Annotated in this window: 12 protein-coding genes; 5 read left to right on the top strand and 7 right to left on the bottom strand. The window is 66.2% G+C overall.

The genetic code is table 11. The annotated features are described in order from the left end of the window. The first annotated feature begins 119 nt into the window (after nucleotides 1-119). Nucleotides 120-842, top strand: coding sequence for a uracil-DNA glycosylase (locus CXY71_RS04695; RefSeq protein ID WP_233204408.1), 723 nt, complete (start codon nucleotides 120-122; stop codon nucleotides 840-842). After that, complete coding sequence (locus tag CXY71_RS04690) at nucleotides 835-1413, top strand: GNAT family N-acetyltransferase (RefSeq protein WP_199184211.1); 579 nt, start codon at nucleotides 835-837, stop codon at nucleotides 1411-1413. Before CXY71_RS04695 ends, CXY71_RS04690 begins: the two co-directional genes overlap by 8 nt. A 4-nt stretch (nucleotides 1414-1417) precedes the next feature. On the opposite strand, the gene CXY71_RS04685 is transcribed toward CXY71_RS04690, so the two are convergent. Further along, complete coding sequence (locus CXY71_RS04685) at nucleotides 1418-2242, bottom strand: SDR family oxidoreductase (RefSeq protein ID WP_104134525.1); 825 nt, start codon at nucleotides 2240-2242, stop codon at nucleotides 1418-1420. Nucleotides 2243-2319: 77 nt separating this feature from the next. On the opposite strand from CXY71_RS04685, the gene CXY71_RS04680 reads away from it, so the two are divergent. Further along, nucleotides 2320-3750: an amidase gene (locus tag CXY71_RS04680; protein WP_104134524.1), complete on the top strand. Its 1431-nt coding sequence runs from the start codon at nucleotides 2320-2322 to the stop codon at nucleotides 3748-3750. 1 nt (nucleotide 3751) lies between these two features. Here CXY71_RS04680 and CXY71_RS04675 read toward each other — a convergent pair whose 3' ends face one another. Next, nucleotides 3752-5809, bottom strand: a complete 2058-nt coding sequence (locus CXY71_RS04675) for an MMPL family transporter (RefSeq protein WP_104134523.1) — start codon at nucleotides 5807-5809, stop codon at nucleotides 3752-3754. Nucleotides 5810-5903: 94 nt separating this feature from the next. On the opposite strand from CXY71_RS04675, the gene CXY71_RS04670 reads away from it, so the two are divergent. Both CXY71_RS04670 and CXY71_RS04665 read left to right on the top strand, forming a co-directional pair. After that, nucleotides 5904-6386 carry a Fur family transcriptional regulator gene (locus CXY71_RS04670; protein ID WP_104134522.1) on the top strand — a complete coding sequence of 161 codons (483 nt, stop codon included), beginning with the start codon at nucleotides 5904-5906 and terminating at the stop codon, nucleotides 6384-6386. A gap of 47 nt (nucleotides 6387-6433) precedes the next feature. After that, nucleotides 6434-7924 carry a catalase gene (locus CXY71_RS04665; RefSeq protein WP_104134521.1) on the top strand — a complete coding sequence of 497 codons (1491 nt, stop codon included), beginning with the start codon at nucleotides 6434-6436 and terminating at the stop codon, nucleotides 7922-7924. Between the two features lie 104 nt (nucleotides 7925-8028). Here CXY71_RS04665 and CXY71_RS04660 read toward each other — a convergent pair whose 3' ends face one another. The 5 genes from CXY71_RS04660 to CXY71_RS04635 form a co-directional block, all read right to left on the bottom strand. Continuing rightward, nucleotides 8029-8388 (bottom strand): Fe-S oxidoreductase, encoded by a 360-nt coding sequence (locus tag CXY71_RS04660; protein WP_104134520.1) that lies wholly within the window; start codon nucleotides 8386-8388, stop codon nucleotides 8029-8031. A gap of 3 nt (nucleotides 8389-8391) precedes the next feature. Then, on the bottom strand, nucleotides 8392-9885 hold the full coding sequence (locus CXY71_RS04655) for an NAD(P)/FAD-dependent oxidoreductase (RefSeq protein WP_104134519.1): 1494 nt from the start codon (nucleotides 9883-9885) through the stop codon (nucleotides 8392-8394). Between the two features lie 388 nt (nucleotides 9886-10273). After that, nucleotides 10274-11062, bottom strand: a complete 789-nt coding sequence (locus tag CXY71_RS04650) for a crotonase/enoyl-CoA hydratase family protein (RefSeq protein ID WP_104134518.1) — start codon at nucleotides 11060-11062, stop codon at nucleotides 10274-10276. Between the two features lie 213 nt (nucleotides 11063-11275). Then, nucleotides 11276-12109: an arginase family protein gene (locus CXY71_RS04645; protein WP_104134517.1), complete on the bottom strand. Its 834-nt coding sequence runs from the start codon at nucleotides 12107-12109 to the stop codon at nucleotides 11276-11278. A gap of 201 nt (nucleotides 12110-12310) precedes the next feature. After that, on the bottom strand, nucleotides 12311-13042 hold the full coding sequence (locus tag CXY71_RS04635) for a PspA/IM30 family protein (protein ID WP_104134515.1): 732 nt from the start codon (nucleotides 13040-13042) through the stop codon (nucleotides 12311-12313). Nucleotides 13043-13271: the final 229 nt, after the last annotated feature.

Raw genomic sequence — 13271 nt, 5'->3', positions numbered from 1 at the left:
CGCATGACAGCCTGCACAACGGATGCCCCAACACGCGCACCGAGTCAGCTCGCGGCAATCACCATCCCAGCGGATACCTGCCGGGTTGGCCGGGAGCGCCCGGTCGGCCGGGTGAGATTGTGAACCTCCACGCCCTCACCGCGAGTGGAGCCATTGACCCGGGCTGGGCGCTCGCGCTTGCTCCCGTGACCGATGACCTGACCAGGATCGGCGAGTTCCTGGCGCGCGAACGGGCCGCCGGACATGCGGTGTTACCTGCTCCGGAGCACCTGCTGCGCGCCTTCCGCCAGCCGTTCGACACCGTGCGGGTGCTCATCGTCGGGCAGGATCCGTACCCCACCCCGGGACATCCGATCGGCCTGGCCTTCGCCGTCGACTCCGACGTGCGACCGCTTCCGCGCAGCCTCGGCAACATTTACACCGAATACGAAGCCGACCTCGGCCTGCCACGACCCGAGCACGGCGACCTTTCGGCCTGGACCGATCAGGGCGTATTGCTGCTCAACCGGGTACTCAGCGTCCGTGCAGGCGCGGCCGGTTCGCATCGCCGGCAAGGCTGGGAAGCCGTCACCGACCAGGCCATTCTGGCGCTGGTCGGGCGGGGGCATCCGCTGGTCGCGATTTTGTGGGGAAAGGACGCCGGCGCTCTCAAACCTCTGCTCGGCGACACGCCCGTGCACGAGTCGGTGCACCCGAGCCCGCTGTCGGCGCGGCGCGGATTTTTCGGTTCGAAGCCATTCAGTAACGCCAACCGGCTGCTGAGCGAGCAGGGGGCTGCACCGGTGAACTGGGAGCTTCCGGTAATCTGGAATCAACCAGAAAGGGGAGTGCCCGGTGCTTGAGGAAGAATACGAGCCTCGTCGTCGGCTGCCCCGCCATCTGCGGCCGGAAGCCACCGTCGAGACGCCGTTCGAATACACGATGCGTGAGGTGCGGGCGACCGATCTGCCGCACATCCGCGAGATCTACAACTATTACGTTGCCAACAGCACGGTCACCTTTGACGAGGACGCCATGACGCTCACCGCGTGGCGCGACAAGTTCTACTACTTGAACAAGCAGGGCATGCCGTTCATCCTTGCCGTCTCTCCGGCCGGCCAGATTCTAGGCTATGCCCTGGTCAGCCCGTGGAAACAGAAGAAGGCCTACCGGTTCACGGTCGAGAACTCGATCTACCTCGGGGCCGCGTCCACAGGCAAGGGCCTCGGGCGCGAGCTGCTCGGCGAGCTGATCAAGCGGTCGAAGACGGCCGGCTTGAAGGAGATCATCGCCGTGATCGCGGATCAGGGAGCGGATGCTTCGATCAAGCTGCACCGCGACTTCGGATTCGAGGAGATCGGTCGTATGGGCAAGGTCGGTTTCAAGTTCGAGCGCTGGCTCGGCACCATTTTGCTGCAGAAGAGCCTCAAATAGCCCGTCAGCGCGTGCCGCGCGGCGTGTTCAGGCGGCCGACTGCGTTGAGCACTGCACGTCGCGGGTAGATGCTCGCGAACCGCGCAAGGATAGCGTTGCGGGCGCCGACCAGCACGACCGAGGGCATGACCGAGCGGTCGAGCGCTGAGAACGAGGCGCGCATGACCGCGTCGACCGTGAGCGGTGTGCCCTTCTTGCCGCTGCCGGTCTGGGCGACCTCGAAGAACTCGGTGTCGACGGGACCTGGGCAGATGGCCGTGACCTTGAGGCCACTCGCCCGCGTTTCATAGCTGACCGCCTCGGTGTAGCTGAGTACGTAAGCCTTGGTCGCGCCGTACACCGCCATGTACGGCACCGGCTGGAACGCGGCGGTGCTGGCTAGGTTGATAAGCGCGGCAGCGTGCGGATGCAGCGAGGCGGTTTCGACCAAGTCGGGCAGAAGGGCATGGGTCAACGCGGTCAGCGCCTGCACGTTGAGCGCGACCTGTTCGCGTTCGCGGGCCTCATTCGAGTCGAGCACGGTGCCGAAGGTGGCGAAGCCGGCATTATTCACCAGGGTACCGATGGTGATCATTCGCTCGCGCAGGTCGCGCACCAGCTCAGGGACGGCATCCGCTGCCGTGAGATCGAGCGGAATCACGGTGGAAACGGTGCCGTATTTCTCGGCGAGATCGACCGCGAGGGACTCGAGACGGGCCTGGCGACGGGCGACGAGTACCAGATCTGCGCCGCGCTGGGCGAGCTCGTGGGCGTACCCGACGCCGAGTCCGCTCGACGCTCCGGTAATGAGTGCGGTGGTGCCGATGGGGTTGTAAAAAGCGCTGGCCACGGTTTGAGGCTAGCCTCGTTGTGCCGCCACGGCCAGTGCTGCCTGATTGGCGACCGTCGCCGAACTAGGCTCGGGTCATGGCTGATCCACACGAACTGACCGCCCTTGAGCAATGGCAAGCCCTGCAGAACCGCGAAATAAGCCCGGGCGAGCTCGCCGAGCATTACCTTGCCCGCATCGAGAAATTTAATCCGGCACTCGGTGCCTTTGTCACGGTGACGGCGGAGGCGGCCAGGACCAGGGCCCGATACGTTGAAGAGCGGACGCCGCGCACCGCGCCGCTCTGGGGCCTCCCGTTCGCCGATAAAGATCTGTACCTGCGTGCCGGGGTGCCAGCGCGGTTCGGCTCCCGCCTCTTCGCTGACTATGTGCCCGATGAGTCGGACGAGCTCGTGCAGGCCCTCGACGACGCCGGGGGAGTCAGCCTCGGCAAGACCAACACGCCGGAATTCGGCCTCGCCTCCTACACCGAAAGCCTCGCCGCACCGCCGGCTCGCACGCCGTGGAACCTGGGCCTCGGCGCCGGCGGATCGAGCGGCGGCGCCGCCGTCGCGGTCGCTGCCCGGCTGTTGCCGTTCGCGCCAGGCTCCGATGGCGGCGGGTCCATCCGCATCCCAGCGGCCGCCTGCGGGCTGGTCGGAGTCAAGCCGAGCCGCGGGCGGGTGCCGTCCGCTTCCGGAATCGACAAGCTCGGTGGTCTCGCCGTCGGAGGCCCGCTCGCACGCACGGTAGCGGATGCCGCCCTGCTGCTCGATGCCATGATCGCGCCGAGAGACGGCCACCCTGACCACCACTACGCTCTGCGGGCCCCTGGAGACGAAGCTCCGCTCCTGGCCGCGGCGGTTCGCGGCGATGGACGGTTTCAGCTCGGCGTCATGACGACATCGGCCTGGGACAACGACTACGAGATCACGATCGCGCCCGAAGCCCAGGCCGCGCTCGATCTCGCCGTGGCCGGTTTCGCGGCGCTGCACCACGGCCTCGAAGAGGCGGCCCTCGTGCCCGACTCGAGCTATGCGCCGGCGTTCCGCACGATTTGGCAAGCGGGTGCGGCGACTATCCCGGCCGAAACCGACGCCGCGGTCGCGCTCCTCGAACCGCTGACCCAGTGGCTGCTCGCCCGCGGTCGTGCCCTCGGCGCCCGGGAACTCGCCGAAGCGCTCGCCGCATTGAACGCGTTCGAGCGTTCGTTCATTCACCAGCTGTCCAGATTCGATGCCGTGCTGACCCCGGCGATGGCGCTGACGCCGCGGCCGGTCGGCTGGTACGACGCCTACGACGGCGAGGCGAACTTCGCCCAACAGGTGCAGTACACGCCGTTCACCTCGATGATCAATGTAAGCGGGCTGCCGGCCATCGTGTTGCCGGTGTACCAGACCGACGACGGCCTGCCGATGGGCGTGCAGCTCATCGGGCGACCCGGCGGCGAGGCCACGCTGCTGGCGCTCGGAGCGCAGCTCGAGCGGCGCATCCGCTGGCAGGATCGAGTGCCGCCCGACCCAGCGTAGGCTACCGGCGCGTCGCGACCGGCCGCGACGGCCACCAGAACCGGTCGTCGACCAGAAAGACCAGGGCCGGTACGAGCACTGTACGCACAACGAGGGTGTCCAGCAGCACGCCGATGCAGACGATCACCCCGATCTGGGTGAGGGCCACGACCGGCAGTACCCCGAGCACGGCGAACACCGCCGCGATCAGAATTCCGGCACTCGTGATCACCGCGCCGGTCGACGACAGCGCCCGCACCATGCCCTCCCGCGTGCCGTAGCGCTTGGCCTCTTCCCGAGCTCGTGTGGTCAGAAAGATGTTGTAGTCCACGCCGAGGGCGACCAGGAAGAGAAAGGAGAACAGTACGACGCTGGTGTCGAACGCGGCGAAGCCGAGCAGGTTTTGAAAGATCAGGTTCGAAGCTCCCAGGCTGGCGAAGAACGTGCCGAGCACGGTGGCGATGAGCAACACCGGCGCCACGAGGGAGCGCAGCAGTAGCGTCAGGATTAGAAACACGATGCCCAGAATCAGCGGCAGAATCAGGGCCTGGTCCCGTTCGGCGCTGATTTTCGTGTCGAGGGACGTGGCATCACTGCCACCGACCAGCGCCTGCGAGACCGCGTCAGGAGTATCCGCTAAATTATTGCGCAGTTGGCTGAGGGTCGCAAAAGTCGTGTCGCTGCCGGGTTCGCTTTCGAGGGTGACGTCGATGCGGGTCAGACCGCCGGCCTTCTCGCCGGCTACCGCCGCGGAGACCCCGTCGGTGCCCCGGGCCACGGCCACGGTGTCAGCGGAGGCCGCATCCAGCGTCAGCACGACGGTCTGGCTGGTCAGCCCCGCCGAAAAAGATTCTTTCACGATGTCCTGGGCAACGACCGACTCGGGGTTGCCGAGCAGCTGATCGGCCTGGGATAACCCGACGGCGGCTCCGTTCAGCCCGAACGCCAGACTGCCGATCGCGAGAACGGACACGACCGTGATGATCACCGGATTCCTGGCCGCCTTGCGACCGAGCCTGGTCCAGAAGCCGGTGCGTACCGGCGCGGTCTCGTCCGCCGCGCGCGGAATGAACGGCCAGAACAGGCCGCGCCCGCAGACCACGAGCGCGGCCGGCAGCACGAGCAGTGCGAACAGAATGGCGATGAGCACACCGATAGCACAGGCGATGCCGAGCGCGCGGTTGCCGGCCAGTTCGGCGAAAACCAGGGTTGCCAGGCTCAGCGCAACGGTTCCGCCGCTGGCAGCGATGGCCGGGCCGGCGCTCGTCACAGCGGTGCGCATGGCAACGTTGCGGTTCTCGGTGTGTAACAATTCTTCGCGGTAGCGGGCCACGAGCAGCAGGGCATAGTTGGTGCCGGCGCCGAACACGAGCACCGAAAGTATGCCCGAGATCGAGGCATCGAGAGCGAAACCGAGTGGTTCGGCCAGCGCCCCAGCGACCTTGCCGGCGAGGCCGTCGGCAAGTCCGACCACGGCGAGCGGCACGATCCAGAGCACCGGGCTGCGATAGGTCACGATGAGCAGCACCGCCACGACGATCACGGTCACTAGAAGCAGGCGAAAGTCGGCTCCGGCGAAGGCGTTGGTGACGTCGGCCTGAAAGCCGACCGGCCCGGTGACATAGGCGGTCAGCCCGCTCGGCAGCGCGTTTAACGCCGTTGAACGGATGTCGTTGGCCGTCTTCGCAACGTCGGGCGTCGCGCCCGCAGCTTCCAGCGGCACCACGCTCAGTGCAGCCTGGCCGTCGTCGCTGAACTGCGGTGCGGTCGCGCGCGGGGCGATCGACGCGGCGCCGAGCTGCTCTGCCGCGGCGGTGATCGCCGTTTGGTCGGCCGTTGTGAGCGTGGCGCCGGACCGGCTCCATACTACGATCGCCGCGGTCTGGTCGGCAGAGGGGAACTCGGCGAGCAGCTCGGTGACCTGCGCGGCTTGGCTGGTCTCCGGCAGGCCGGCCGCCGGAAAATCCTCGGATTCATTGGCAGGGAGCAGCGCGAACAGTAGACCGACCGCCACGACGGTTCCGAGCAGTACCGCCCAGGCGGTACGTTTGCCGGTGATGAAACGCGTGATCGCAAGCACAGTTCCTCCAGAACTTCGATAATTGCTATCCTAGCTAGCTAAATATCTGTCCGAATTGTTTTGAATTACTCAAAACAAATGCTAAGGTCGGAGCATGACGAAGTCCGATCCGAGCGATGAGACCGCGGGCCTGCGCCTGGCCGCAGCCGACGCTGGGTTGCTGGCCGACAGCATCCGTTCGGCTGGTCTCAAGGTGACCGCGCCGCGCCTGGCGGTTTTGCGCGCCCTCACCGATATGCCGCACTCCAACGCCGACGCCCTGTTCGGGGCGGTACGCAGCGACCTGCCCGGAACCTCGCTGCAGGCGATCTACGGGGTACTCGCCTCATTCGGCACCGCCGGACTCGTGCGCAAGATCGAACCGGCCGGCTCTTCTGCCCTGTTCGAACGCCGGGTCGGCGACAATCACCACCACATCGTCTGCACCCGCTGCAATGTGGTGCACGACGTGGATTGCGCCATCGGTCATGCCCCCTGCCTCACCCCGGCGGATGCGCTCGGTTTTGACGTGCGCGCCGCCGAGGTCATCTACTGGGGCCTGTGCGCCCAGTGCCAGCTCGACACCGCACACCCCTGACTTTACTTCCGTCAACCTCGCGTTGCTGATCCACACCAAGGAGCATTATGACTAATAAGCCCACTACCGACCAGACGGGAACGCCCATCGCCAGCGACGCGCACTCCCTCACCGTGGGCGCCGACGGCGCCACCGCGCTGCACGACCGCTACCTAGTCGAGAAGCTCGCCCAGTTCAACCGCGAGCGCATTCCGGAGCGCATCGTGCATGCCAAGGGCGGCGGAGCGCACGGCGAGTTCGTTGTGACCGGCGACGTCTCGAAGTACACCCGCGCGGCCGTTTTTCAGCCGGGCACCGTCACCCCCACCCTTCAGCGCTTCTCCAGCGTGGCGGGCGAGCAGGGCAGCCCGGACACCTGGCGCGACGTGCGCGGCTTCTCGGTCAAGTTCTACACGACCGAGGGCAACTACGACATCGTCGGCAACAACACCCCGGTTTTCTTCATTCGTGACGGCATCAAGTTTCCCGACTTCATCCACTCGCAGAAGCGCCTGCCGGGCAGCGGCCTGCGCGACGCGAACATGCAGTGGGACTTCTGGACCCTCTCCCCGGAGTCGGCCCACCAGGTCACCTACCTCATGGGCGACCGCGGCTTGCCGCACTCGTGGCGTGAAATGCCCGGCTTCGGCTCGCACACATACCAGTGGATCAACGCGGCCGGCGAGCGTTTCTGGGTGAAGTACCATTTCGAATCCAACCAGGGCAACGTCGAGATGGAAGGGTCAGAGGCCGAGGCACTAGCCGGAGCTGACGCCGACTACTACCGTCGCGACCTGTCCGAGGCCATTGCCGCCGGAAACTTCCCGTCCTGGAACGTCTCCGTGCAGGTCATGCCCTACGAGCAGGGCAACACCTACCGGTTCAACCCGTTCGACGTGACCAAGGTCTGGCCGCACGCCGATTTCCCGCTCATTCCAGTCGGCACCCACACCCTCAACCGCAACCCGGAGAATTTCTTCGCCGAGATCGAGCAAGCCGCGTTCTCGCCCGCCAACTTCGTGCCCGGAATTGCCGCGAGCCCCGACAAGATGCTCATGGCGCGCATCTTCTCCTACCCCGACGCGCAGCGTTACCGCGTGGGAACCAACTATGCGCAACTGCCGATCAACGCTCCGGTCAGCCCGGTCAACAACTACTCGCAGGACGGAGCGCAGCGTCACCACTTCAACGCGCCGAGCGTGCCGAACTACGCGCCCAACTCCCTCGGGGGCCCCGTCGCCGACCCGGCTGCGGCTGGCGAGGGTGCCTGGGAAGGTGATGGAACGCTGCTGCGCGCCGCCGCGACCCTGCGCAGTGAAGACAGCGACTTCGGCCAGGCCGGAACGCTCTACCGCGAGGTCTATGACGACGCTGCCAAGGCGCGGTTCCTCGACACCATCACCGGGGCCATTAGCGGCGTGACCCGCCCCGAGGTTACCGAGCGGGCCATCATGTACTGGACCAGCGTTGACGCCGACCTCGGCGCCAAGCTGCGTGCTAACCTCGCCGTCTTCGCCGAGGCTGCCGCCATCGACGCTGACTACGTCACCGCGCAGTAGCACTTCTTCACACAAAACCGCCCAGCTTGTTCGCAGGCCGGGCGGTTTTGTGTGCGCTGCGTCCCGGCGACGGATGTCGTGGGTCACGAACCACAATGGTCGGACTAGCGAATGTAGCCGCCTTTTTTCAGCCCGGCTTCGATCTCAAAGCGGTTCTTGAGCGGATTGCTCCCGGCGACGGCGTACAGCAGCGGGAAGACCATGCCGAAGCGCTGCCACTGGCGTTTGTGTATGGCCTCGTGTTCGAGCACGGCCGTGGTGACGTTCTGATTGGTGAGGTAGCAGCCGCCGACGCACGAGCCGCCGCGTCCGAACGTCCAGGGCGGCATGCCGCGAAACACGTACAGGCCAGCTCTGCGCTCGACTCGGCCGGTGCTCCAGATCGAGCCCCAGACCAGCCCGAACGCGGTTGCGTACAGGTAACCGGCACGGCTAACGGCTGAATCAAAGAGGATGCGCCGCATCCGCTACTCGTTCTCGTCCTCGTTCTCGTCCTTGGTGTCGGTGTCGTTGTCGGTGAACCCGGGGCGTCCGTAGGCTTCGAGCAAGCGCAGCCAGACCTCGCTCAGCGTCGGGTAGCTCGGCACGGCGTGCCACAGCCGGTTGATAGGTACCTCGCCGACAATGGCGACCGTGGCGGAATGCAGCAGCTCGGCTACATCCTGCCCGACGAAGGTGACGCCAAGCAGAACCTCGCGGTCGAGATCGACGATCGCGCGCGCCTTGCCGACGTAGCCGACGGCGAGCACGGAGGCACCGCCGAGGTTGGCCAGGTCGTAATCGAGAATACGGATGCGATGCCCCGCCTTCACAGCGGATGCCGCGGTCAGCCCGACCGAGGCTACCTCCGGGTCGGTGAAGGTGACCTGGGGCACGGCGGCGTGGTCGGCGGTCGCGACGTGAGCGCCCCACGGCGCCGTGTCGATCGGGCTGCCAGCCGCGCGGGTCACGATCGCGTCACCGGCTGCTCGGGCCTGGTACTTGCCCTGGTGGGTGAGCAGCGCGCGATGATTGACGTCGCCGGTGGCGTAGAGCCAGTCACCGGCCAGCACGGGGGAATCGCCCTGCACGAGCATGGTGTCGTCGACGGAGAGCCAGTCGCCCGGTTCGAGACCGACCATTTCCAGGCCCAGGTCGTGAGTGCGTGGAATTCGACCAGTGGCCACGAGCACTTTCTCGGCACTGACGGTGCTGTCGTCATCGAGGGTGAGCACGACGGTGCCGTCCGCTGCGCGGTGGGCTTCGGTGGTGGACCGGCCGACGAGGACGGTGACACCGCTGCGCCGCAGGGCGGCAGTGACAAGTTCACCGGCAAAGGGTTCCTGACCGCCGAGCAGCGGGCTGCGCGCGATGACCGTCACTGTCGAGCCGAGTGATGCGTAGGCGGCGGCCATCTCGGCGGCGACGACACCGCCGCCGATCACGGCCAGGCGGCGCGGAATCTCCTGGGCGCTGGTCGCGTCGCGGCTGGTCCACGGTTCGACGTCTTGGACGCCCGGAATGTCGGGCAACAGTGACGCCGAACCGGTGCTGACGACGATGGCGTGCGTGGCCGTGAGCACGGTCACGGTTCCGTCGACGGCTGTCACGGTGACCTCTTTCGTGCCCGTGAGGCGGGCGTGGCCGCGCACCAAGTCGATACCGGCCGACTCAAGCCACTTCGCCTGGCCGTCGTCCTTCCAATGGCTCGCGATGGAATCGCGTTGCTTGAGGGCGGCGCGCACGTCGACGGTTCCGGTGACGGCTTCGGCAGCACCCGGCACTCGCTTGGCCGCAGCGAGGGCGGCGCCGCTGCGCAGCAGTGCCTTAGACGGCATGCAGGCCCAGTACGAGCATTCGCCGCCGACCAGGTCGTTTTCGACGACGACCGTGCGCAGGCCGCCCTGCGCGGTGCGGTCGGCCGCGTTCTCGCCGACAGCGCCGCCGCCGATCACAATGACGTCGTAGCTTTGACTCGACATTGACTCTCCTTGACTAAGGTGACGGCGGTATTGAGCAGCCTACCCCGACGCGAAGGGTTGCCACCTTGAGTTTTCTGGCGAGCGGCGTCGCTGCCGGCACGTCTTGGGGCATCCGCGGGCTCTCCGGCGAAGAATTCGTGCCGCCCACGTTGACCGCGAGGCGGTCTCGTCTGCACTGGCTCGATGAGTCATGCTCGCTCGCTCACTCATTGAGATCGATACCGGTGGTCATTTACGTATTGTGGTCGACGTGCGCGTTGCTGCTGCCGTTATGACGGAACTGGGGGTTTCAGCCATCCCCGTAGGGAGTAAGAGCCTCCCAGCGTGTCCGGGCCGACCTTATGCAAGGGGGCGGGCCCGGTTGGCAAAGAACAGGGTGCGCTCGGGGCTAGCGGCCGACGAAGACGGCGGGGGTTCGGGTCCGGAAGGACTGCATGCCGATGCGGGAATCCTCGGTTTGCACCAGGCGGGCGAGGGCCGGCTGCAGCTCTTGTTCGGCGGATGCCGCCCCCTCCCGCTGCGCCAGGCGAGCGTTGACCAGGGTGGCCTGGATCGCGAGGGGCGCCTGGGCGGCAATCTTCTCGGCGAGCTCAAGCGCCCGGTCGAACTGGGTGCCGTCGGGCACGATCTCCTGCACGAGGCCCAAACGATACGCTTCGGCGGCATCGAACAGGTCGCCGGTGAGCAGCCAGCGCAGGGCATTGCCCCAGCCGGCCGCGCGCGGAAACCGAATCGTCGCGCCGCCGAACGGCAGGATGCCGCGGGCTACCTCGATCTGCCCGAATCGGGTCGATTCGGCGGCGACCACGATGTCACTCGCGAGCATGAGCTCGATGCCGAGGGTAAGGCAGGTGCCCTGCACGGCGATAACGACCGGTTTGCTGAGGGATTCGCCATCCACTTGCCACGGGTTGATGCCGCCCTCCGGTACCATCTCAAGCCCGGCGGGGCCGAGCCGCGGACCGATGTCGGCCAGATCGAGCCCGGCCGTGAAGTGCTCGCCGACCGCGTAGACCAGGCCGACGCGCAGCTCGGGGTCGCGATCGAGCTCACCGTAGGCGAGGGCGAGCTGCTGCAGCAGGGCGAAATCGGCGGCATTGCGTTTCTCGGGCCGGTTGAACCCGATCAGCAGAATGTGGCCGCGGCGCTCGGTGAGGATGCGGGGCTGATCGGTCATGTGGCCTCCAATAATCGGTGTGAATTTTGTGCTTTGCTGGACGGACGTATCGCCCCGAGCGTGTGCATAACTCCTGCAATTCGTTGGGGGTTCCCCGGGGTTCCCCGGAGTTGCCCGGAATGACACCGGGGTATCCTCGGCCAGCCAGAAATTGTAAGAGTTATGCGCATTCCCGCTGGCGCAGTCCGACCACCCGGGTAGCCCACTCAGTGCCTATCGCGTGAGCGCCCCGATGATGCGCAGAATGCTCGGTAGATCGTCGGTCGCCGCCTCGGGGGAGGCCGGCGCGAACCCGGTTATCGTCGCTCCGGCGAGGACGAACTCAGCGCGCAGGGCGGTGATCGCGCCGCCGAGGTCGGCCACACTGAGCCCGAACGGAATGAGATCACTCAAGCCGTCGAGCGCCGACGGATCCAGCACATCCAGGTCGATGTGCACGAAGACGTGCTTCGCGCCCATTTTCGCGACGGCCGTGACGAGGGCAGCCGGGTCGGTCAGCTCGGAGCAGGACACGCTCACAAGGCCGCGCTCTTGCAGCAGAACGTCTTCGGCATCGTCGACATCGCGGATTCCGGCCAGCAAGACGTGGTCGAGTGACACGCTGCTCGCGGCGGCGAGTTTCAGTTCGGCAGGCCCCTCACCGCTGATCGCGCGCAGCACCATGCCGCAGAATCCGCCGGACGGTGAGGTCTCTGGCGTGTGCAGGTCGGGGTGGGCGTCGAACCAGACGACGGCCAGGTCGCCCGGATGCGTGCGCGCCGCGTGCTCGACGGCGGCGAGGGCAATGCCGCAGTCACCGCCGATGGAGAGCGCCCAATCGGCCGTGTCCTTCAAAACAGCGGTGTGGCGTTCACGCACCTGCTGGATCGCGGAGAACCGGTGTACCCCGGTATCTAGGGCGTCACCGGCCTCGATCGGCACGTCGACCATACGCGTGGCCGAAAACGGCAGATCGCCTTGAATAGCCGCCGCCCCGTCGACCAAGCGCATTGCGCGCGGAGAAATCGAACCCTGCCACTGCGGTACTACAACGAAGGTGGGAGCCATACTTCAGTATGGCGCAGCGGCCGGGGCCAGTAGCGTCCGCTTCGCCGAGAGCGAATTTATCGCCGAGATTCAGCGAAGCGGAGGCACCCGGTCGGCCAGATCGGCCGGGCTCGAGTCCACCGCTGGCCGGCCAGGTCCTGAGTGGACAACCTTGGTGGGTGGCATCGGGGCGTCACTCACCAAAGTTATCCACTGAATGGGTCAGCGCTCGAGCGCGGCGGTGTTTCCGGCTTTCAGGGCAGCGAGGCGGGCATCCACTTCGGTGAGCTCGCCAAGGTCGTCGAGGCTTTCGAACTGGGCGTCGAGGCTCGACGCGGTGAGCTCCTGCGCACCTCGCACCCGGGCTTCTTCGCGGCGAATCTTGTCCTCGAAGCGGTTGACCTCGCTGGTCGGGTCCATCATATCGATGCTCTTGACGGCATCCATCACCTGCGCCTGCGCCTTGGCGGTCTTGGAGCGCGCAACGAGCTCTGCACGCTTGTTGGTGAGCTGCACCAACTTCTCTTTCATGGTGTTCAAGCCGGTCTTCAGCTGGTTGACGACAGCGGTCTGTGACTGAATCTGCGGTTCGGCGGTCCGCACCTCTTTCTCCGAGGTGAGCTGGCGACCGAGCGCGACCTTGGCGAGGTTGTCGAACTTGTCGGCGTCGCTGGTGTTGCCGACCAGGCGCAGCTCGTCGGCCTTGCGACTCGCGGCGAGGGCCTTGCCGCCCCACTCCACGGCGGCTTCCTGGTCTTCGCGGTAGTCATCTTCGAGCAGGCGCAGGTTGCCGATGGTCTCGGCGATCGCACTCTCGGCATCAGAGATGCTGCTGGAGAAGTCGCGCACCATCTGGTCGAGCATTTTCTGGGGGTCTTCCGCCGAGTCGAGGATGGCGTTGATGTTCGCCTTCGCGAGCTGGGAGATGCGGCCGAAAATGGACTGCTTGGTCATTCGGAGGTCCTTTCAACGGGAGTCGGGCGGCAACGAGGAGTCCCGCGCCGGTACACCTGAAAAGTTTAGGGTCTGCGGGTCGGCAGAGTCTGGGAACAGGGCAGCAGCGGACCTTCCTGACCGCGTCAACGGTCTACCCCGCAATAATTGGGGGGTGCCCCTATGTTTTTGTCAAGCAGCGAGTTGGTGTTCAGTTTCGTAGAGGGTGCCGTCTCGCAGCATGGCGAAT

The sequence above is a fragment of the Cryobacterium sp. Y62 genome, from assembly GCF_002929785.1.
Taxonomy (GTDB): domain Bacteria; phylum Actinomycetota; class Actinomycetes; order Actinomycetales; family Microbacteriaceae; genus Cryobacterium.
The sequence above is the reverse complement of the archived record's forward strand: the minus strand, read 5'-3'. Positions and strand labels throughout refer to the sequence as shown.

What these genes read in the sequence shown, in the direction of transcription:
- CXY71_RS04680 (WP_104134524.1), top strand. Translation starts at nt 2,320, where the DNA reads ATGGCTGATCCACACGAACTGACCGCCCTTGAGCAATGGCAAGCCCTG.
- CXY71_RS04670 (WP_104134522.1), top strand. Translation starts at nt 5,904, where the DNA reads ATGACGAAGTCCGATCCGAGCGATGAGACCGCGGGCCTGCGCCTGGCC.
- CXY71_RS04665 (WP_104134521.1), top strand. Translation starts at nt 6,434, where the DNA reads ATGACTAATAAGCCCACTACCGACCAGACGGGAACGCCCATCGCCAGC.
- CXY71_RS04660 (WP_104134520.1), bottom strand. Translation starts at nt 8,388, where the DNA reads ATGCGGCGCATCCTCTTTGATTCAGCCGTTAGCCGTGCCGGTTACCTG.
- CXY71_RS04655 (WP_104134519.1), bottom strand. Translation starts at nt 9,885, where the DNA reads ATGTCGAGTCAAAGCTACGACGTCATTGTGATCGGCGGCGGCGCTGTC.
- CXY71_RS04650 (WP_104134518.1), bottom strand. Translation starts at nt 11,062, where the DNA reads ATGACCGATCAGCCCCGCATCCTCACCGAGCGCCGCGGCCACATTCTG.
- CXY71_RS04645 (WP_104134517.1), bottom strand. Translation starts at nt 12,109, where the DNA reads ATGGCTCCCACCTTCGTTGTAGTACCGCAGTGGCAGGGTTCGATTTCT.
- CXY71_RS04635 (WP_104134515.1), bottom strand. Translation starts at nt 13,042, where the DNA reads ATGACCAAGCAGTCCATTTTCGGCCGCATCTCCCAGCTCGCGAAGGCG.